This is a genomic window from Halomonas sp. KM-1, assembly GCF_000246875.1.
GTDB lineage: Bacteria > Pseudomonadota > Gammaproteobacteria > Pseudomonadales > Halomonadaceae > Halomonas > Halomonas aerodenitrificans.
Genome location: NZ_BAEU01000058.1, coordinates 1 through 19,296 on the forward strand (window position 1 = coordinate 1; position 19,296 = coordinate 19,296).

10 protein-coding genes are annotated in these 19,296 nt (G+C 63.2%); 3 read left to right on the forward strand and 7 right to left on the reverse strand.

The window, feature by feature from the left end:
• Positions 1 to 651: 651 nt before the first annotated feature.
• The 6 genes from B8115_RS23565 to recC all read right to left on the reverse strand — a co-directional run bounded on the left by B8115_RS23565 (position 652) and on the right by recC (position 16,620).
• Positions 652 to 795, reverse strand: coding sequence for a hypothetical protein (locus B8115_RS23565; RefSeq protein ID WP_010626780.1), 144 nt, complete (start codon positions 793 to 795; stop codon positions 652 to 654).
• Between the two features lie 233 nt (positions 796 to 1,028).
• Positions 1,029 to 5,273 carry a DEAD/DEAH box helicase gene (locus B8115_RS05615; RefSeq protein ID WP_010626781.1) on the reverse strand — a complete coding sequence of 1,415 codons (4,245 nt, stop codon included), beginning with the start codon at positions 5,271 to 5,273 and terminating at the stop codon, positions 1,029 to 1,031.
• Between the two features lie 10 nt (positions 5,274 to 5,283).
• A complete protein-coding gene (locus B8115_RS05620; protein ID WP_010626782.1) occupies positions 5,284 to 6,408 on the reverse strand; it encodes a DNA methyltransferase in 1,125 nt (374 codons plus the stop codon).
• A gap of 251 nt (positions 6,409 to 6,659) precedes the next feature.
• Positions 6,660 to 9,050: an exodeoxyribonuclease V subunit alpha gene (recD, locus tag B8115_RS05625; protein ID WP_010626783.1), complete on the reverse strand. Its 2,391-nt coding sequence runs from the start codon at positions 9,048 to 9,050 to the stop codon at positions 6,660 to 6,662.
• The gene (gene recB, locus B8115_RS05630; RefSeq protein ID WP_010626784.1) at positions 9,047 to 12,973 is read right to left on the reverse strand and encodes an exodeoxyribonuclease V subunit beta; all 3,927 of its coding nucleotides are present in this window, start codon (positions 12,971 to 12,973) and stop codon (positions 9,047 to 9,049) included. Before recB ends, recD begins: the two co-directional genes overlap by 4 nt.
• Positions 12,970 to 16,620 (reverse strand): exodeoxyribonuclease V subunit gamma, encoded by a 3,651-nt coding sequence (gene recC, locus B8115_RS05635; protein WP_010626785.1) that lies wholly within the window; start codon positions 16,618 to 16,620, stop codon positions 12,970 to 12,972. The genes recB and recC overlap by 4 nt, the downstream gene beginning before the upstream one ends.
• A gap of 215 nt (positions 16,621 to 16,835) precedes the next feature.
• On the opposite strand from recC, the gene B8115_RS05640 reads away from it, so the two are divergent.
• The 3 genes from B8115_RS05640 (at position 16,836) to B8115_RS05650 (ending at position 19,022) form a co-directional block, all read left to right on the forward strand.
• A complete protein-coding gene (locus B8115_RS05640; RefSeq protein WP_158409641.1) occupies positions 16,836 to 17,312 on the forward strand; it encodes an RNA polymerase sigma factor in 477 nt (158 codons plus the stop codon).
• 86 nt (positions 17,313 to 17,398) lie between these two features.
• Positions 17,399 to 18,397 carry a FecR family protein gene (locus tag B8115_RS05645; RefSeq protein WP_010626787.1) on the forward strand — a complete coding sequence of 333 codons (999 nt, stop codon included), beginning with the start codon at positions 17,399 to 17,401 and terminating at the stop codon, positions 18,395 to 18,397.
• Positions 18,398 to 18,407: 10 nt separating this feature from the next.
• Positions 18,408 to 19,022: a biliverdin-producing heme oxygenase gene (locus B8115_RS05650; RefSeq protein WP_010626788.1), complete on the forward strand. Its 615-nt coding sequence runs from the start codon at positions 18,408 to 18,410 to the stop codon at positions 19,020 to 19,022.
• Positions 19,023 to 19,026: 4 nt separating this feature from the next.
• Here B8115_RS05650 and B8115_RS24105 read toward each other — a convergent pair whose 3' ends face one another.
• Entirely contained in the window at positions 19,027 to 19,263 is a 237-nt protein-coding gene (locus B8115_RS24105; protein WP_202949061.1) for an NUDIX domain-containing protein, read from the reverse strand.
• Between the last annotated feature and the right edge of the window lie 33 nt (positions 19,264 to 19,296).

Below are 19,296 nucleotides of genomic sequence, written 5' to 3' on the forward strand. Positions count from 1 at the left end.
TTTTCTAAACTATGCTTTCTGCTTGTTGCGTACAATGGGCGTACAGTGATGGTGTTCGCCTGACACAAGTCCCAGTGGCTTTATATAGCTACGCAGTGTGTTCTGCTGATTCTCTCGCTGAGCATCGTGCCGATTTTGGCGTTGCGGCCTCGAAGAAGAGTAGCACACCATTGTTGACATGCACCGCTGTGATGTGCAGAGACGCCCAGGCATAGCGGCGCGCAGGCCTTGCCGCTGGAGATTGGCAGCAACGGTCTTGCGATTCACCGGCAGCCCGTCGTCACGCAGGTCCAGCGCCAGTCTAGAAGCGCGCCCCTTCCAATGATGATAAGCCTCGACCACCCGCTGTGATCGAGAACCTCCTGCTGGTGTCGCCTGGGCGACGGTGTGCCATTGCGCTGACGCCGGGCGTAGTAGCCGCTGAGGGCGATGCTGAGGACTGAGCACATGCGCTGAATGCTGAATGCCTGACGGTGCTGGTGGATGACGCCTACATCACTTCAGGCTCTTGGCGAAGTACACCGCTGCCTTTTTTGTGATTTCAAGCTCTTCCGACTTCTCGGCCAACTGACGCTTGAGCCGGGTATTCTCGTCGGCCAGGGCTTGTTCGCGTGCTGAGGCGCTTTGCTGCTGTTGGGCCTTGGCTCGCCACTAGTAGAGCTGGCTGGGCTGAAGACTCTGCTTCCGAGCGGTGGCGCTGGCACCGATCCGGTCGGTGAGGGCCAAGGCCTCGTCCTTGAAGGTTTGGGAGTAATGGGTAGAGGGCTTCTTCATCGAAGCTACTTGCCTTGCCATGGGTCACCTCGTTCCGTGTACTGCCTTAACGGGGTGTCCACTGCTACTGGGCAAGATCAGGGATCGGTAGTGACCAAGCTCGCCGGTGTGATGGACCTCGATAGCTTGAGCTGCAGAAGATATTCATGACGCGTGAGCAAATCAAGGTGTCCCGGACGCCTCTGATGCCAGTAGAGCTGACCTAAATTCCACATAGCACTAGGCTTCATTTGACTGCTTCTGGTTGAAGTAGCTCAGGGTCGGTATCGGATCTGAACCCCACGATTGCCTTGGGGAGACTGAAGTACATCGTCAACACGTTGGTTACAGAAGTCCTCGACAAAGTCCTTGATGGCGAAAGCAGTCTCCAACGCGCGCTTGTCTTCAGGCACATAAGCAGCAAGTGCTCGCGGCATGATGACGATGCACTTAGCCATCGCACGGGAGATGGCAACGTTAGTACGTTCGAGCTGCATCAGGAAGGCTTCCTCGCCGCTGATAACGTCCACATCGGCTACGCCAAAGGTCACGATGATGGTATGGCGCTGCCCACCTTGGAACCGCTCAACCGTATCAACCGCGTCGGCGATGAAGTCCGCTTCAGTAGGCCAGATGTCGGCTAGAGCCTGAACAACCAAGGCCCGTTGAGCGCGGTGTGGTGTTACGATGCCAACACACTCCGACCAAAAGTGCTGCGCTGTTGGAACTCTATGTGCGGGCGGGTTCAGCCCCCAGTTTTCTAGGTCAGCGCTAACCGAATGCCGTAAACCGCATACTAGGTTGGCAACAATCTGCGCCTCGTACCTGTTGCCTTGCGATGAGATATCATCGTCGTGTAATACGCTTGCGACCCTAGTGTTAGGGTGTAGTACGTGGTTGAAGGTTTGCGCCCAAGGGAAAGCGGGCCAGTAATCCGCGCGTGATGGGAGCGGCTGCATTAGGTGCAGTCGGCAGTTGCTGTAGGCCGCTGTCAATCCCTTGGGGTAGCCAATTGTTCGCGCGAACTCTACGATGTGATCGGCAGAGCGGTAATTGGTATCCAGCACACATTTCTGCACGGGCACCGAAAAGGGGCGCTCCAGCAAATAAGTCTGGATGCTCCCAACTAGATATGCAGCGTCTTTCGGTGCCTCAATTGCAGTAATCGGAGGCATCTGCAGGTGGTCACCAGCCACCACCACCCTAGCATCGTCCCGCAGCCCGCTAAGAGCAGCGAGCGACTTGGCTACCGGAACCTGTGAGCTTTCATCAACAATAACGACATCAAATACAGGATGCAGTGCGCTCGCACCCAATATCTTTGCGAACTGACGGCCTTGCATTACCTGGCAGCCAACAATGGTCACCCCCGAGTTTCTTGAAAGAAGCTGAGTGCAGTCTTGCCATTTGGTATTGTCAGTCTCAAAGACCATGGCGTCGTAGGTGATGTGTGAAGCGATGCCTTGGGGCGAAGTTCCTAGTGCCCGCCCCCTCGAATAGCCGAGGTACATCGCACACCGTGCGTTCGGGTCTTTGGACAAGAACTTGGCAGTGCGGTGCATTACTTCTTCTACCGCCTTATAAGTTGGTCCTGTGACCAGAACCCGCAGCGGCATGTTCGAGGCAACTGCTTGCGCGGTCATCGCATGGATCATAGCGGCAAGAGTGTTTGTCTTGCCGGTGCCAGGTGGTCCCCAGATAACGGTTAGCTGATGCTCCAAAGCATGCGCAATGGCATCGCGCTGTGACTTGTTTAGCGAGTGACGTGCACGAGCGACATCGGCAAGTGCGCTGGCAGTAGCACCTGCCAAAACGATTTGTTGCTGAAGGATTCCAGGAGCCCACAGAACCCTTGCCGCAGGAGTCTCTGCGTCGTATGACCGACGGGTAGGGGGCGTCCCGCCGATGGCGCTCGCGGCGTTGGGATCAGGAACTGCGATGCGAGGACTACCAATGGCCTGCAGAATGGGTTGGCTATGCTCCGCCCAGTTAAATAGCCTAGGCTTCTTTGCTTCAACGAGAAAGATGTCGTTCAGAAGCGGGATTGAGCTGTTCTGCACCAAGTATGGCACCAGGTTGGGCTCTCTGCGGCATGAAATTTCAACTTGCACGACAAGCTGTATGCGATCAAAGGCAACCAAACGTGCCTCCACCGCCGACCAAAGAGGCATTTGCAGTACCTCGGGCGTACCTTGGAGCAGGGGGGCGCCAGGGCGCACGATGCTGCCCACCCGCTGCAGAGGCATCCCAGGCATACCCAGCTTACCGATAGTCAACCTGGAGTCCTCCTTGAACTTGGCCTCAGATGAACTTGGGGCGACGCTGAACTGGTAGAGATCACCACCGAGGTGAATGCCCCCTAGCAGAACTATGGCTTCGTAGGTTGCTTCTAGCCTCTCACCATCCATCGAAAGCCCGATATGAGCCTCAAGCTGCGAAGTGTTAAAGTCCAACTCGTCCCACCAAAGCCAAAGCTTGGCGTCGAACGCTACCTTCGAGGCCCCACGAGGGATAGAGATCGGAATGCGCGCCTCCTTCGCCCGAAACTGGCTGTGGTAGTCCTCACGCAGCTTCTCGCACACGGCCTCCAAAGCGGAGGATTGCCGTTCCAAGGCGTCCGAATACTGTGCAATAAGGGTGTTTCGAGGAATGGTGGTTGAGCCTCGCTTGACCTGAGGTGTGTGCGTCCACAGTTCGTAAATGCGCTCACGCGGGATACCATTGCTTAGGTACTCGCGATAGTAGGAGTCCGTAACTGCAGGCGAGTATGTGCTGCGTCGGTAACGTTCGACGGTGTCAAACAATGTGATGACATGCCGGCTCGGTGCGAACACCAACCGTCGAACGATGTCCTCAACTGTCACTATGGTCGCGGCTTCGACCGCGTCGGCACGTTCCAGCATTTCGTCAGCAGCGAATACCCAGGCTAGTGCCTTCGCCCTTCGGGCAGACAGCGCTAGCACCCTGGGCAGGTGCCTGCCCATCGCGTTGCATAGCTCTTGAAACTGGCGCTGCTCCCAGAAGTGGATTTGTCCGGTGATTGACGCCTTACCCTTCATCTGTTCGGCAGCTTCGATCCATGTGGCAATCTGGGTTAGGAAGCCTTCCAGCGCGACCCACTCCGCTTGCAACGACTTATCGTCGACGATAAAGGGAACCGGGCGAAAGCGGCGCGGTGCCTGCCCAGTTGTGAAGGTAGTTGCAGTGCCGCTGAGTGCAAGGCCGGTCAAGAACCCAGAACTGGAGTCAAAGTTGACGCTCGCGTACAACAAGATATTCGCGCCACGAACCAAAGTGGCTATGGCTCCGGTCGTGTCCCGTGATACATTTCCTGAATTGATGGCCGCAGACCGTGCTGGAAAGGCCTTTGCTTCTTTCTTCAATAGCGTGTGCTGCTGCAGAGCTGGATGGCCCGCCGCGCCAGCAAGCGCTGTTGTGTCCGCAACGGTGTTTTGGTGCAGTACTTTCTTAGCCCCTCGCGTGATGCCGGGAACCAAGCACAGGTGGCCCATGGACTCCGCAAGGGGCATACAGTAATGCCCGGGGTTGCCGTCGACGACTCCTCGATGGGCAGAGCCCATGTGACGCTTGTCACCCAACCAGTCGCATGCGCTGCAACTGCCTGAAATGTGCCAATCTAATGACTGCCAGCCCTGTGCTGACGTTTGCCCCGCTCGCACGACTCTTGCGACGTCAATATAAAAACTGCGAATGGTGGGCAGGTAGAACCGAAGCTGAGCATCCTCCGAGTCTGTCATGAGCGCATCAAGGAGTTCGTGCTGGGTAGCACTGCCGCGTCGTTCGAGCTTACCAAGCTCGCTGTCGACCTGGTTGTGACGAGTCCACAGTCGCGCATCGAGGCTAACAAAGAAGCGGCTGGCCAGTTGCGGCCTCGCTCGCAGCCAGTTCGCAAGCATTACCGCGTACATCGCGATTTCCGAGCAATAACTCGGGTTCGCCTCTGCCGTGTGCTTGATGTCGAGTATGCAAATTGCCTTGCGTACCTCGAAAAGCTCATCGATAGGGCCGCGGGTGCCGTCCGGTAAAACCTCCTGGTCCCCCGCCTGTGTGTCTCTGATGTAGAAGATGTCGGGAACGAAGTCCGTGATGGGTGGCACCAGGGGGATATCGGTCGCATCCACTCCGATAGTGGAAAGAACAGCCGGCTGCTGCGCGACGATGGAGAAATGCCCTTGCAAAATGAGGTGTGGGACTGATGTCACAGCAGTCAGTGCCGCTTGCAAGTCAACGTTTCCGTACTGAGCGGCACTCTTCGAGTAGCTCACAATGCCGCCGAACAGCCGCACTAGCTGGTCGTTTCGATCAATCTCGAACTGCTTGCCCTCCACAGCTAGTATTCCAATTCCAGGACGCTTGATGGGTTCAGGCAACCCAGCGGAGGCCATCGCTGTATTATCGTGCAGCGAGAGGAACAGTTCTTTATCGCATTTTGTGCGCAAGAACATCGACAAAGTGCTCTTCGACACCTTCAGCTGAATTGGGCCGCCTGCTGTAGCCATCTTTTCTCCCTTAAGCCCTTCTTACGTGGAAGTCATACTCTCTGGCTGCAGCGGAGCCTGCTGCCATATGGTCAGCTTGGCGCTTTCCAGATGCCGCTGTTTTGGCGCTGTGCACCGAGACTTCGGTCCATTGCACGCCCGAAGACTCAAAAGAGGCGCGGACCAAGGCTTTTGCGTCGGTTTTTGATGACGGGATGATTCCGAAGCGGATATGTATGTCCAACTCTGCAGCGGTCGTTCTAGCCATGTTCTTCCAGACCTTGCCGAGCGACTCCGCGAACGACTCAAAGCCTGCGTGCTGAAGCTGCACGCTTTTTCCATAGACCACGTGGTCGGGCCCACCCAGAAACCAGTTTCGTAGCCACTGATCTTCGACGTACGTGCGCATGCCATAGTACGGTGGCGACGTGATGACAACGGAGAAGTCTCGACAAGCCGGTGGTAGCGAGGCAGCCCTCCTGGAATCGCCTTTCCGCGCGTCTGTCAACACACCAGTCTGGGGCAACTGGATGTTGTTAAGGCGTGTCAGCTTCCGCTCCAAGACCTTCAGAACATCGACCTGAGGCGCAACCAGCCCCTTCTCCTTCCAGAAGCGCACGGAGTAGTCCGGCTTGGAGGAGAAGGTGCGTGGCATCTGATTTGAAAAATACGAGCGCCGTTCCGGTGTCTTGCTCATTGGGCCATGCAGGCAGCCCAGCATCGCCGCACGCAGGATGACGCTTGAGTCGGTGTCCCGCCTCACTCGAAGGAGCCCTTCACGTATCGCGCAGACCTTCCGCAGCACATCGGGATGGAATGCAGCTAGGAAGAAGCTGCTTTCGGGCACCGTTGCTTGCTCGTACTCTTGCATATAGCGCTTCGCCAGCTTCAACGCACTTGCGGTCTTGACCGCGGCCAGCTTCGCACGAGCGATAGCGACTGCAATCGGAGAGCTGTCAATGCCTCGGGAAGCTAATCCGAGTTTGCGCGCGGCAAACAGTGTCGTTCCGCGACCGCAAAACGGATCCATTACAACAGGGTTTGCCTTACAGTATTGCTTGAGCACCCCAAGCGGGTACTCAAGCGGGAACATGGTGAAGTATGGGCAGATGGCATTGAGCGCGTTGTCACGCTCATAGGCGAGAGATCGTGGCATGTGTGGTTCGCTATTAATGTGCGCTCGTATAGGTAGAACTTTTTCTTGTGTCCGTCCCGGTACTGCCGGCCCGTCTCCTGCCGCTCGGGTGATCGTCCTCCAGCTTTTCAGCCTTCTGCCTGCCTTCCTCGTCTCGATTTGCCATTATCCTAATTGGAGTATGGGGTCACAACCCCATTAGAGGGAAGCAGTATCTGGGGGCATTCGCTCTTGGCCGAAAGACGATATCACCTGCGCTGGTGATGTCAGCTTCATAATCTCCCCAACCCACTCACCCTCACCACTTCCCTCGTCACCGCCTCATCCAGCATCCCGCGTCCGCTCTCCACCAGGGTGAGCCAGTCCCTTGCGCGGGTGATTCCGGTGTAGACCAGCTCCCGGGTGAGGATGGGGTTGGGGGCGTCGGGGAGCAGCAGGGCGGTGTGGGTGTATTCCGAGCCCTGGGATTTGTGTACCGTCATGGCGAATACGGTTTCCACCGCCTGCAGGCGGCTGGGCAGTACCCACTTGATGTCACCGCTGCCGTCGCTGGCGGGGAAGGCGACGCGCAGCAGGGTGCGGCCGGTCGTTTCACTGGCACTGCGGGCCTCGGGTACGGCGAGGGTGATGCCGATATCGCCGTTCATCAGCCCCAGGCCGTAGTCGTTGCGGGTGACGAGCACTGGGCGGCCTTCGAACCAGCCCTGTTCCAGCTCCAGGTCGCTGGCCTTGAGCCAGCCGGCGCGGCGCAGCGCGCGGCCGATGCGCGGGTTCAGCCCTTCGATGCCCCACGGGCCTTTCCTCAATGCGCACAGCAACTGGAAGTGGCCGTGAGCGGCGAGTACTTGGCGGGCCCAGTCGTCGTAGGGCTGGCGTGCATCGCCTTCGCCAAAGAACGGCTGGGTGGGCCGCGTTGCCTGCATCACGTCCAGGTAGTGAGCGTAGCCGCGGGGCGGGACGATGGGCTCGCCACGGCGGTCGTGGCGGCCTTCGCCGCTATTGATGAAACCGGCCGGGTTGCCGTTCACCACCAGGCGATCCAGCGCCGGGTCGTCGGCGTCTGTCAGAGCGAGGCGGGAGATATCGGCGTAGCGTGGCTTTCCATCAGTGCCATCAGTGCCATCAGTGCCGAAGATCTCGCGTACCGCGCGTTTCTTCTCTTTCTGTGCCTCTTTCTCGTTCTGCTCGGGACCGAGCGGGCGGTTGACCGCTTCGGCGAGCTGGCCGATGCCGCTCTTGGCATCGAAGCGGTGGCTTACCCGCAGCATGGCGATGGCCTGGTCCAGCGGCTGGCCGCCTTCGTCCTGGTAGCGTTCGGGAATCGGCGTGCCGGTCACCCGTTGCAGCCAGTCGCAGGTGGCCGGGGTGTAGTGGCCGCCTTCGGCGCGCTGGCACAGGTCGCCGAGTACGGCGCCGGCTTCCACCGAGGCGAGCTGGTCCTTGTCGCCGAGCAGGATCAGCCGCGCCTTGGGCGGCAGGGCTGTGAGCACGGCGGCCATCATCTCGATATCCACCATCGAGGCTTCGTCGATCACCAGGGCGTCCAGCGCCAGCGGGTTGCCGGCGTGGTGGCGGAAGTGGCGGGTATCCGGGCGCGAGCCCAGCAGGCGGTGCAGCGTTGTCACTTCGGTGGGAATGCTGTCGCGCAGCGTTGAGATATCCACACCCTGTTGGCCCACGGCGGCGGCCAGTTCCACCAGCGAGAGGTTCTGCACCTGCTTGGCGATGGATTCGTTGAGCCGTGCGGCGGCCTTACCGGTGGGCGCGGCCAGGCGAATGCGTAGTGGGCGCGGGGCGGCGGCGCCGGCTGGTGCTGTTTCGCCCAGTGCCATGGCCTGGAGCAGGGCAAGCAGCTTTACCACGGTGGTGGTCTTGCCGGTGCCGGGGCCGCCGGTGATCACGGCGAAGGGCGAGCGGCTGGCCAGGGCACAGGCGGCCTGCTGCCAGTCGAGTTCATGTCCCGGAGTAAAGAGCGCGGCCAGCGCCCGGGCCAGGGTAGCGGTGTCGGATTCGGCCTGGTTTGTGGCTTGGGCGGTGCCATGAGTTGTAGCAGTGAGCCGGGCGTCGATCAGACCGCGAATGTCCTGCTCGTACTGCCAGTAGCGGCGCAGGTAGAGCCGCACGTTGCCGTTGCGCTCGCTGCGTACCAGCGGGGTGTTTCCCGGTGGTTCGTTGCCATCCGCCACAAGGGCGGGGTGGTGCAGGGCATTACGCCAGGTAGCGAATTCCAGCTCGGCCAGCAGGTCGCTGGGCAGCGGCGGCGGGTCGCTCAGGTCGTCCCCTTCCGGCGGCAGCGAGAGCGCCAGGTCAGGGGCGGCCAGGGTCTGGGCGAGATCGAGACACACGTGGCCGCGGCCGAGCTGATGGCTGGCAAGGGCAGCGGCGAGCAGCAGCAGGGGCGGGGCGTCGCTCACCTCGCGCTGGAAGAAGCTCGCCAGCGCCCGGTCCAGCGCGCGCAGCCAGCCGCGCTCAACCCAGCGGTCGAGCAGGGCGAACAGCGCCTGGGTGTCGTTCAGGGCGGCCAGTAGCAGTTCCGACTTGGCGCTGACATCGGGGGCGTCGCTCACGCGGGGTTCTTCTCTCTCGCCGTCGCTAGTGCTTCCGCTTTGGTCGGCGAACAGATCCAGGGTGGCGTCGTCGTGGTGCTTGCTGCGCTTGCTCATGCCGGCGCCTCCGTGGTGGTGCGGGTGCCTGCCGCTTGGGCGTCGCCCTGGAACAGTGCGTCCAGCGCTTCGATCAGTTCCCGTGGGGGGCGCTCGGCGTGTACGCCGCGGCTCTCCGCATTGGCGCCCCTGAGAAAGACGGTGAGCGAGCCGCCGATATGCCGGTCGTAATCGTAGCCCGGCAGGCGCGCCTTGAGCAGCCGGTGCAGGGCCAGCAGGTAAAGCGCGTACTGCAGGTCGTAGCGCTTGGCGGCCACTGCCTGACGCATGGCTTCCTGGCTGTAGGCGCTGTCGTCCGGCCCCAGGTGGTTCGATTTCCAGTCGGCCACGTAGTAGCGACCCTCGTGCTCGAACACCAGATCGATGAAGCCCTTGAGCATGCCGTTGAGGGTGTCGGCATCCAGCGCGGGGCGAGGCAGGCCGGCACCTGAGCTGCCATCTGCGATTAGATCGGGGCTAGGGAGTGTGTAAGCACTTACGAGGGCGTCCAGCCGACGGGTGTCGACCTGGCGCGAGGCGAACCAGAACTCCATCTCCACCTGGTAGCTCGTCAGCGCTTCGAGCCTGAGACTGCCCGCGCCGTTGGGCAGCGGCAGCGGGGCGGCGAGCAGGGTGCCGAACCAGGCGTTCAGGGTGTTCAGCCACGACTGCCAGCCGCGCACCTGGCAGCGGCGGGCGAGGGTGTCCTCGCGCAGGGCGGGGTCGCGGGCTACTCGGGCGAAGCCCTGTTCTCCGGCCCATTCGAGAATGCCGTGTAAGAAAGTCCCCGGACCTGGCCCTCTGGGAAATCTATGAAGCGAGGGCAGCGGTTCGCTCTGGCCACTGTCGCGGGGTTCTTCCAATACCTCCAGCGCGGTGGCTTCCATGGCGGTGGCGGGTTCCGGCAGGCTGCCGCTACGCTGCGCTTCGCTGCCATGGGGCTTAACAGGTGAGTCAGTCCTTACTGGGGCGCTGGCCGATTCGACGCTGACGATCTCGCCGGAGAGGCGCAGCGCCGAGTAGCTGGCGATCCACCAGTGCTCCCGGGCGGGGCGCGTGGGGGTACGTGCTTCGCCAAGGGCATCGTCGCGCTCGGTTCGGGTGACGATCTGGGCGTGCGCCGGCGGTGCCGGGGCGATCTCGATGGCGGCGCAGTTGCCCTTGAGTCTGGTGAGCGCTTCGCTGAATCCGGTTGGGCCGAGCAGGTCGCCGTTGGCCAGCAGCTGGCCGACGGCGCTGCCTTCGCCGCCCTTGAGCGGGGCCATGCCGAGCCAGGTGGCATGGCGGGCACGGGTCAGCGCCACGTAGAGCTTGCGCAGGTCTTCGCCCAGGCGTTCGCGGTCGACGGTGGCCAGGGTCTCGTCGTCGGCTTCCAGGCTGATGCGCAGGCGGCCCTCGGCGTCGTGCCAGCGCAGCGGCGAGTCGTCCTTCTTGGTGGCGCGGTGGTTGCAGATGAAGGGCAGGAACACCAGCGGGTACTCCAGCCCCTTGGACTTGTGGATGGTGATGACCTGCACCAGGTCGGCGTCGCTCTCCAGGCGCAGCTTGTGGGTGTCGCCGTGGCCTTCGGGGTTGGCGATGGCCTCGGCGAGAAAGCGGATCAGCGCGTGTTCGCCGTCGAGCTCCTGGCTGGCGTGCTGGAGTAGCTCACCCAGGTGTAACAAGTCCGTTAGGAAGCGCTCACCCTCGCTGGCGGGACCGCTGGCAAGCAGCCGCTGCGCCACGTCGAAGTCGTGGATGATCTTGCGCACCAGCGGCAGCACACCCTGGCGTTGCCACAGCCGGTGGTAGTCGCGGAACTGCAGCACGCGGCCTTCCCAGGCCAGTTCGTCTTCGTTCAAGCGATCCAGCGTGGCGATATCGAGCCCCAGCACCGAGGTGGCCAGGGCGGTACGCAGCAGTCTATCGTCGTCGGGCGCCGCACAGGCGCGCAGCCAGGCGTCGAGCTGGGGGGCGACCGGCGAGGCGAAGACCTTGTCCTTGTCCGAAAGGTAGACGCTCTTCACCCCGCGCCGGGCCAGCGCCTGGCGGATCGAGCGCGCCTCGCCCAGGCCATTGACCAGCACCGCCATATCGGAAGGCTTGAGCGGCTGCAGTTCGCCCTGCTCGTTCTGGAATCCGGTACGACCGCTTAGCCCCTCATTGAGCAGCTCCACCATGGTGGAGGCGCAGCGCTCGGCCATCTCCTGCTGGTAGGCGGTCTTGGAGAGCGGTTCGTCGCATTCCAGCTGCCACAGGGTCATGGCCGGTAGCGGCTGGCCCTGACGGGTAAGTGAGTCCTTGCGTCCTTTCGCTCCCACGGGCAGGAAAGGAACGGGGTTCCCCTCGGGGGAATTGAACAAGAAGGCGCCGGGCGGGTGCGCTTCGGCGAATTCGAAGCAGCGGTTCACCGCCTCGACCATCTCGCGGCTGGAGCGGAAGTTGGTGCCCAGGGTGACGTGGCGGCCTTGAGTGTCGCGACGGGCGCGCAGGTAAGTGTAGATGTCGGCGCCGCGGAAGGCGTAGATCGCCTGCTTGGGGTCGCCGATCAAAAACACACCACACTCCGGGCGATTCTCGCGGATACGGTACACGCAGTCGAAGATGCGGTACTGCACCGGGTCGGTGTCCTGGAACTCGTCGACCAGGGCGACCGGGAACTGGCGGCGGATCTGTGCGCCCAGCGCTTCGCAGTTGGGGCCGGTGAGCGCCCGGTCGAGATGCGTGAGCAGCTCGTTGGGACCCATCTCGGCGCGGCGCTCCTGCTCGCGGTCGAGCCGCGCCCGGCACCAGTGCACGGCGTGGGTGAGCAGGTCGGCGTAGGGTTCGGGCAGGGCGTTGAGTTCGTCCTGGAGTTTTTCCAGCGCAGCCAGCGCCGGGTGATCCGGCGGCTCGCCCTTGAGCCAGATATCAGCCATGCCCTGTGGCGTGAGGCGCTTCCAGGCGGCATCGGTCAGGCCGGGCCAGGTGGCCTCCCCTTGGCACCATTCACGCAGGGCGCCGAGCCAGTTGGCGCGGCTCTTGGCGTTGAAGCTCTGGCCCTTGAAGGCCTTCTGCTGGGCGGCCTCTTCGAACAGCGCCTCGCACTCGTCGAGCCACTGGGGCCAGGGCGCCTTGAGCTGGGCCAGGCGCTCGGCGGTCTCGCGGCTGGCGTTGGCGATGGTCTCGGCCGGGGGCGGGGCGTGCTTGTTTAGTGCTGCCGCTTCGGGCATCAGGCCGCGCACTGCAGCGTGGAGCTGCTCGGGGGTGCTCCAGTGGCGCACCACGGTGGCCAGCTCGTCGACGCTCAGCGGGTAGTAGAAGCTGCGCCAGTAGTCGCGCACCACCTCGAGCTCCAGCTCGGTCTGGTCGTTTTCCAGGTTGAGCGAGAACAGGCTGCCGCTGTCGAAGGCGTGCTCGCGCAGCATGCGGTAGCACCAGCTGTGGATGGTGGAGACGGCGGCCTCGTCCATCCATTCGGCGGCGAGTTGCAGGCGCCGGGCGCAGGCGGGCCAGGTGGCGGGATCGTATTGGTCGCGGAGTGCGATCAACAGCGGATCGGCTTGGCTGTCGGCGGTCGGGGCTGATCCGGCGACAGGCCTCTGCGAGGGCGCTGTGAACCCATCCCTGGGCGCTACTTTTTCCTTCCCTGGAAAAAGACCCTCGCTACGGCCTGCCCCCGGCGCCCCTTGGTCAGTCTCGCTAGCTGCCTCTGTTAGAAAAACTCCAGCGGCTTCCACCAGCCGCGCGCGAATCCGCTCGCGCAGCTCCTGGGTGGCGGCGTTGGTAAAGGTGACGACGAGGATCTCGGGCGGCGTGAGCGGACGCTCGAAGGCGGCATCGTCGTCGGTCGAGCGGGCGCCGAGTACCAGGCGCACATAGAGCAGGGCGATGGTGAAGGTCTTGCCCGTGCCGGCGCTCGCCTCGATCAACCTGCTCCCATGTAAGGGGAAGTCGAGCGGATTCAACTGTGTGACGTCGCTCATGCCTGGCTCCCCGATGTCTTCGTTGCCTTCTTCCCGCGCTCTTTCTTGTCGCCCTCTTTCTTGTCACCTTTCACGGCCAGGTGCACCGGGGCGAGCAGTCGTTCGGTGAGTTCGGCGAAGCCGAGTCGGTCCTGGCGGGCTTCGTAGAGCGCGGTGAAGCTGGGCCAGCGGTGGGCGAGGTAGGCGTTGCGGCCCGCCTCGCCGGCGTTGAAGTCGTCGCCGTTGTAGGTGCTGGCGGCGGCGCGCCAGGCGTCGCTGTCGCGCTCACTCTCCGGCGTACCCAATTTGCTCAGCCACACGAAGGCAGTGTCGCAGGCCAGCGGCAGCGGCATCTGCATGCCGGCCTGCCAGGTGCGGACGATCTCACGCAGGTGGCCACGGGCTGCTTCCGGGTCGAGAGGCGGCAGGGTGACGTGGCCGGCCTTGGAGAGCAGCAGGGTGGTCATAGGCCTGTCGTTCAGGTGGCCGGCCAGGTGCGCGACCCAGTGGCGCAGGATATGCGACCAGCGGTATTTACCTTTCTTGACCAGGCTGCTGCTGGCGAGCACCAGGCGGCAGCGCTCGCCCGATTCACTCTCGCGCAGCTCGTCGAGCCAGTCTTCCAACGGCGGAGCGCCGGGCACGCTGAGCTGCACCGGTTCGGGTTCTTGCAGGGTGCGGGGCCAGGCCTCCAGCGCTTCTTCGTAGGCCTCGAATAGCGCTTCCATCGGTTCGCTGAGCTGTTCGCGCATACGCTCGCCAAAGGCGCCCATGGCCAGCACGCCTTGGCCCTGCAAACGGTCGAGGGTGTCGAGCAGTACGGGCAGGCGCTCGCGGTTTTCGTCCACGGCGCGGCGTTGCTCGCGGATCAGCAGGTCCTGCAGCTGCCAGTTGGCGAGGCCGTCCAGGGCGAAGGGTTCGTGGTCGAGGCTGCCGATGTCCTCGCGTTCCAGAAACACCTTGAGCCGGGTAGTGAAGAAGGCGCGGGCCGGGTCTCGCAAGAAGCCACCGAGCTGGGCTAGTGTCAGCGGCGTTTCCTGCGTGAATGCCTCGAGCTCTAGAGGCGCCGCTTTCGGTGCCGCTTCACCATGCGCATGTCCATGAATTTTGCGCCACTCATGGGCGAAGGTGAACAGCCGCCGGGTGGATACGCTGCGCTCGGACTGCTGCGCCTCGCTGGGGAAGTAGGTGCGGCTGAACGGCTGCAGCGGGTGCTCGGTGGTGAGGGCGGCGAGCAGGTCGCTGTCGTCGGCCGTTTGCCAACCCCCCTGGAGATGATCGCGCAGCTGGCCGACCAGCACCGAGGGCGGTTTCTCGCTGTTGTCGACGATGCTGCGACCCACCCAGCTCACGTAGAGCTGCTCCCGGGCGGAGAGCAGCGCTTCCAGGAACAGGTAGCGGTCGTCCTCGCGGCGCGAGCGGTCGCCGGGGCGGTAGTCGCCGTTCATCAGGTCGAAGTCCATCGGCGGGTGGCTGCGCGGGTAGTCGCCGTCGTTCATGCCCAGCAGGCACACCCGCTTGAAGGGGATGGCGCGCATCGGCATCAGCGTGGCGAAGTTCACCGCGCCGGCCAGGAAGCGCTGCGACAGGCTGGGTTCGTCGATCTGGGCCAGCCAGTGTTCGCGCACCACCGAGAGCGGCAGGTCGCGGGTCAGCCCGGCCTCTTCGGCGCTCTCCTGCCAGGTCTGTAGCGTCTGTTCGAGCTGGGCCAGCATCAGGCTGTCTTCCGGGGCCTCGGCAATAAAGCTCGCCTCCAGCAGGGTGCGCAGGCGCGCTACCCAGCCGGCCACGTCGGTGGGCTCGCGCAGGCAGCGCCATTGCTGTTCCAGGGTTTCCAGCAGCGCGGCTAGTGGGCCGGCCAGCGCTGCCTCCAGTCCGCCGATGTCGTCGAAGGGTTCGATTCCCTGCCACGGGCCGCTGGCGGCTTCGCCAACGGCGTAGCCCAGCAGCAGCCGGCGCAGGCCGAAGGCCCAGGTGTTCTGTTCCATGCCGGCGGGCAGGTCGAGGCTGCCGCGCTGGCCGGCGTCGAGCCCCCAGCGGATGCCGGCGCCTTCGATCCAGCGGCGCAGGGTGGGCACGTACTGCTCGTCGATGCCGAAGCGAGCGCGCAGGGCAGGCACGTCGAGCAGGTCGAGCAGGTCGCTCACCGAGAGACGCAGCTCCGGCAGGCGCAGCAGTTTCTCCAGCGCGATCAGCAGCGGCAGGCGGTGGCGGCTGCCCTGGTCGGAGAGGGTGAAGGGGATGTAGCGTGGGTCGTCGCGCTCAATTTGACCAAATACGGCCTGCACGTGAGGTGCGTAGTGGTCGATGTCCGGCACCATCACGATCACGTCGCGGGGCTTGAGGTTCGGGTCGGCGCTGAAGGCGGCGAGCAGCTGGTCGTGCAGGATCTCCACTTCGCGCTGGGGGCTGTGGGCAGCGTGAAAGACGATGGAGTCATCGTAGTTGGAGTCCACCGCCGGCCAGGTCTCGCGGGTCTCGTGCAGCGGTCGCAGCTCGCGGATGTCGTCCTGCAGCTGTTGCAGCAGCCGGCCGTCGCCTTCGCGCACGAAGGGCTCGAACAGATCGATGCGCAGCGAGTCGGCCTTGAACAACGCCTCGTACTGCTGGGCGTCGTCGTGCTCGTCGAGCAGGCGCAGGTAATCGCGGCCCTGCTTGCCCCAGGCGGCCAGCAGCGGTTGGGCGTGTAGGTGCAGGCTCTCCGCTCCGTCACCACTGGCATCTCCAACGCCGAGCACGTCGAGCTGGGCCGGCATGCCCTGCTTGCGTCGCTGGCGGTAGCGCTGGGCACGGAGCAGATCCTTGTGTTCGATGATGTCGGCCCAGTAGTGCTGGCAGGGGTTGTGCACGCACAGCACCACCTGGCAGCAGCGGGCGATGGCGGCCAACGCTTCCAGCGCCTGCTGCGGCAGCGAGGAGATGCCGAACACCATCACCCGCCGCGGCAGGCCGGGGGGGCATTCGCCGCCGTGAAGCTCGCGGGCGGCGGCGAGAAAGCGCCGGTGCACCATAGCGCGGCTGGAGGCCACGCCGTCGTCGCCTACGTCCTCGGCAACACTTTTCACCACGGCTCGCCACAAGGCCGGTTGCCAGCGCTGGGTATCGTCCAGCGGGCGGGCTTCGCCGCGGGCGGAGATCAGCACGTCCTCGCCGCGAGCCCAGGCCTCGAGCCAGTCCGCACGGTATACCTGGTATTGGTCGAACAGGTCGGCCAGGCGCTCGGCGAGCTGGTGGTGTTTGCGCAGGTCGCTGTCGCCTTCGAGGAAGCGGCGCAGCGGGGCGAACTCGTCACGCGGCATCAGTTCCGGCAGCAGGCGCAGCAGCCGCCACAGCAGGCGCGACTTGTCGAAGGGCGAGGTGGCCGGCACCGCATTGGCATCGCCTTCCACATGGTTGAGCACCGCACGGTAGGCCTGCCACAGGAAGCGCGCCGGCAGGGTGACGTCCAGCGCGGCGGCGATGCCGCTGCCGCCGTCGGCCTCGTCGGCGGCCAGCGCCAGCTTCATCCACTGGCCGATGCCGTTGCTCTGCACCAGGATCGTCTCGTTCTCCAGCGGTGCCAGCGGGTGGCGCTTCATCCACTCCACCGCCACGCCGCGCAGGTCCTCCAGGCGATTGCCGTGAACGACCATGAAGCCGGGGGTGAGGGGCGTAGCGGCGAACGGCATGGCGGATCCTTGCTGCGTACGTGAACCCAACCATATTGCCATAAATACCGTTATGCAGTTTTACGTGGCTAAGGCTACGCAGCCATGCACATGCAAGCTGTAATCTCTCGTGTTTGATAATGAGTATTGTTTAATTCATTATGTGTTGCTACTCATGACAGCGCTACGAGATTTCCACTCGTCTTATGCCCACCTCACCACGCTCGCTGCTAAAGATGTTCCTCGGGGAACGACCGCGGCTGGTCCAACGGATCAGACGTATCGTCGACAACGAGGCCGAAGCCGAAGACTTGGCGCAGGAAACCTTCGTCAAGCTGTGGCATCGCCAGCCCAAAGACGATGACTCTGTAGGCCTGCTCTACCGTACCGCGCACAACTTGGCGCTCGATCATCTGCGCGCCCAGAAGGTACGCCAACGTCATCAAGAGACTGCTCAGGCAGAAGAGCAGGATAACGCTCACCCCAGCCCCGAGAGAGTCGCGGCTACGCTCGAACGCTGGGGCAATCTGGTGGCTGAACTGGATGCATTGCCTGAGCGCACGCGCCGTATCTTTCTGCTCAATCGCGTCGAAGGCGAAACCTACGCCGCTATTGCCAAGCAGTTGGGAGTTTCAATCAGCACCGTGGAGAAAGAGATGATGCGAGCGATGCGGGCATGCCGCCAGTGGCAACGTCGGCAGGAAGAAGAGTGAGGGAATCTGGCTGCTGAATCGTTATTAGAGAAGACAACCACAATTGCCGAAACAACGATGATCGTGCGATGAGGAGATGTACCAAGGTGGCGTTACCTTCCCAGGAAGCGCTCGATGATGAAGCCATTCAATGGTTTCTACGCCTGCGAGACCCCTCTGCCAGCGAGGCGGATCGGCATGCCTTCGAGGCATGGTTGGCGCAGAGCGAGCGACATGAAGAGGCCTATGCAGAGGCGGAGCAGCTATGGCAAGCGGTGGAAGCGCCGGCCAGGTTGCTCGCCGAGCGCGAAGCGAGTGCCCGCCCGGCCTCGTCGCACCAATCCTGGCCGTGGGCGGCGGCAGCATGCCTGCCGCTGACGCTACTGCTCGGCTTCGGTGCCTGGCGCGATCCTGGTCTGTTCGACAGGTGGATGGCAGACTTGGCCACGGCGCCGGGGCATAGCCAGCAGGTGACGCTGGAAGATGGCACCCGGCTGTTTCTCGATGCCGATAGCGCCGTGGATATCGTGATGACGGATGGCGGACGGCAGCTGACGCTGCGCCGAGGCCGGCTGTGGGTGGATGTGGCCAGCGAACCGGCACGTCCTTTTACGGTATTGGCCGGCGAGGCGAAAGCCGAGGTGGTGGGCACGCGCTTTGCCGTAGAGCGATTTGCCGACGACGTTCGCGTCTCCGTGGAGGAAGGACGTGTGGCGGTTTCTCGTGGTCAGCGTGACGAAAGCACTGAGCGAGTGGTGCTGGGCGCCAATCAGGAGGTCCAGCTTCACCGCGGATCGCTGCATGGCGAGCCCAGCGAGATCGATGCCAGAGGCCGCCTGGCTTGGGCCCGGGGCCAACTGCTGTTCGACCAGATCGCGCTCGGCGAGGTCGCCTTGCAGCTCGAGCGTATGCTGCCAGGCCGAGTGGTCGTCAGTGGCGATGGGGCAACATCACATCGGCTTTCCGGCAGCTTCCCTGCCAATGATCCCGACGCCATTCTCGATGCCCTGGAAACCAGCCTGGGGATAACCGTCAGGCGTCTGCCAGGCGTTACCTGGCTGGCGTCGCCAGCGCACGCTACCCAGCAAACTGTCCCTTCCCTATGACGAGGCCCTCATGGAAACCGTAACCCCGCCAGAGCAGACCACCGTTCAGCCATTCAGCAAGCGCCTCAAGCATGCCACCCGAGAGCAGCATGAGCGGGTTGATCACGCGATCATGACACTGCGCCCTTTTGACGACCTGGAAGGCTATGCGCGCTTCTTGCGGGTGCAATACGGCTTTCAACAGCGCTGCCTGCCCGTCTATCGCCATCCACAGCTGGCCGACTGGATCTCCGACTTGACCCTGCGCTGTCGACACGCCGCCGTGGTACGCGACTGCCTGGATTTGAATGTCGACGTCGACGCCGAACGTCAGGCACAGGCCAAGCCGTTGGCAGCGCCGACAAGTGAGGCGGCGCCTTATCTGCTGGGTTGGCTGTATGTGAACGAGGGCTCCAATCTGGGGGCGGCCTTTCTGTTCAAGCGAGCCGCCGAGCTGGGGCTATCTGCCAGCTACGGAGCGCGCCACCTGGCGCCCAGCGACGACGGCCGCGGCCTACATTGGCGAAACTTTACGCAACAGTTGGATGCGATACCGCTGCCTGAGACCGGCATCGTGCAGGCGATCGCCGGTGCCAAGGAAGCCTTCGCCTGCGTCGAAGCGCTAGCGCGCCCGCTGGTTCGTTGATGTGTCAATCGCCAAGGGCGAATCGAGGTAACGATGTGCCTAGCGCCGGGTAGCCAGTCCCGCCGCGCATAGATGATTGAGCAGCTCTGCGGGCAGCGGCGGCGCGCAGACTCTCGCCGGGCTCGACCTTGCCACCGGGAACGGACCATAAGCCCGCTTCAGGCGGGTTCAGGCGTTTTACCATCAGGGTGGCGCCATCTTCGCGCCGAATGACGGTACAAGCAGCTTGTATGGTTTTCACTGCACTGGCCCTCTTTCGAGGCTTGAGCCCCCG

Bases quoted from the DNA above. Each gene is read 5' to 3' on its own strand.
- B8115_RS23565 (WP_010626780.1), bottom strand. From the start codon at position 795: ATGGCAAGGCAAGTAGCTTCGATGAAGAAGCCCTCTACCCATTACTCC.
- B8115_RS05615 (WP_010626781.1), bottom strand. From the start codon at position 5,273: ATGGCTACAGCAGGCGGCCCAATTCAGCTGAAGGTGTCGAAGAGCACT.
- B8115_RS05620 (WP_010626782.1), bottom strand. From the start codon at position 6,408: ATGCCACGATCTCTCGCCTATGAGCGTGACAACGCGCTCAATGCCATC.
- recD (WP_010626783.1), bottom strand. From the start codon at position 9,050: ATGAGCAAGCGCAGCAAGCACCACGACGACGCCACCCTGGATCTGTTC.
- recB (WP_010626784.1), bottom strand. From the start codon at position 12,973: ATGAGCGACGTCACACAGTTGAATCCGCTCGACTTCCCCTTACATGGG.
- recC (WP_010626785.1), bottom strand. From the start codon at position 16,620: ATGCCGTTCGCCGCTACGCCCCTCACCCCCGGCTTCATGGTCGTTCAC.
- B8115_RS05640 (WP_158409641.1), top strand. From the start codon at position 16,836: ATGTTCCTCGGGGAACGACCGCGGCTGGTCCAACGGATCAGACGTATC.
- B8115_RS05650 (WP_010626788.1), top strand. From the start codon at position 18,408: ATGGAAACCGTAACCCCGCCAGAGCAGACCACCGTTCAGCCATTCAGC.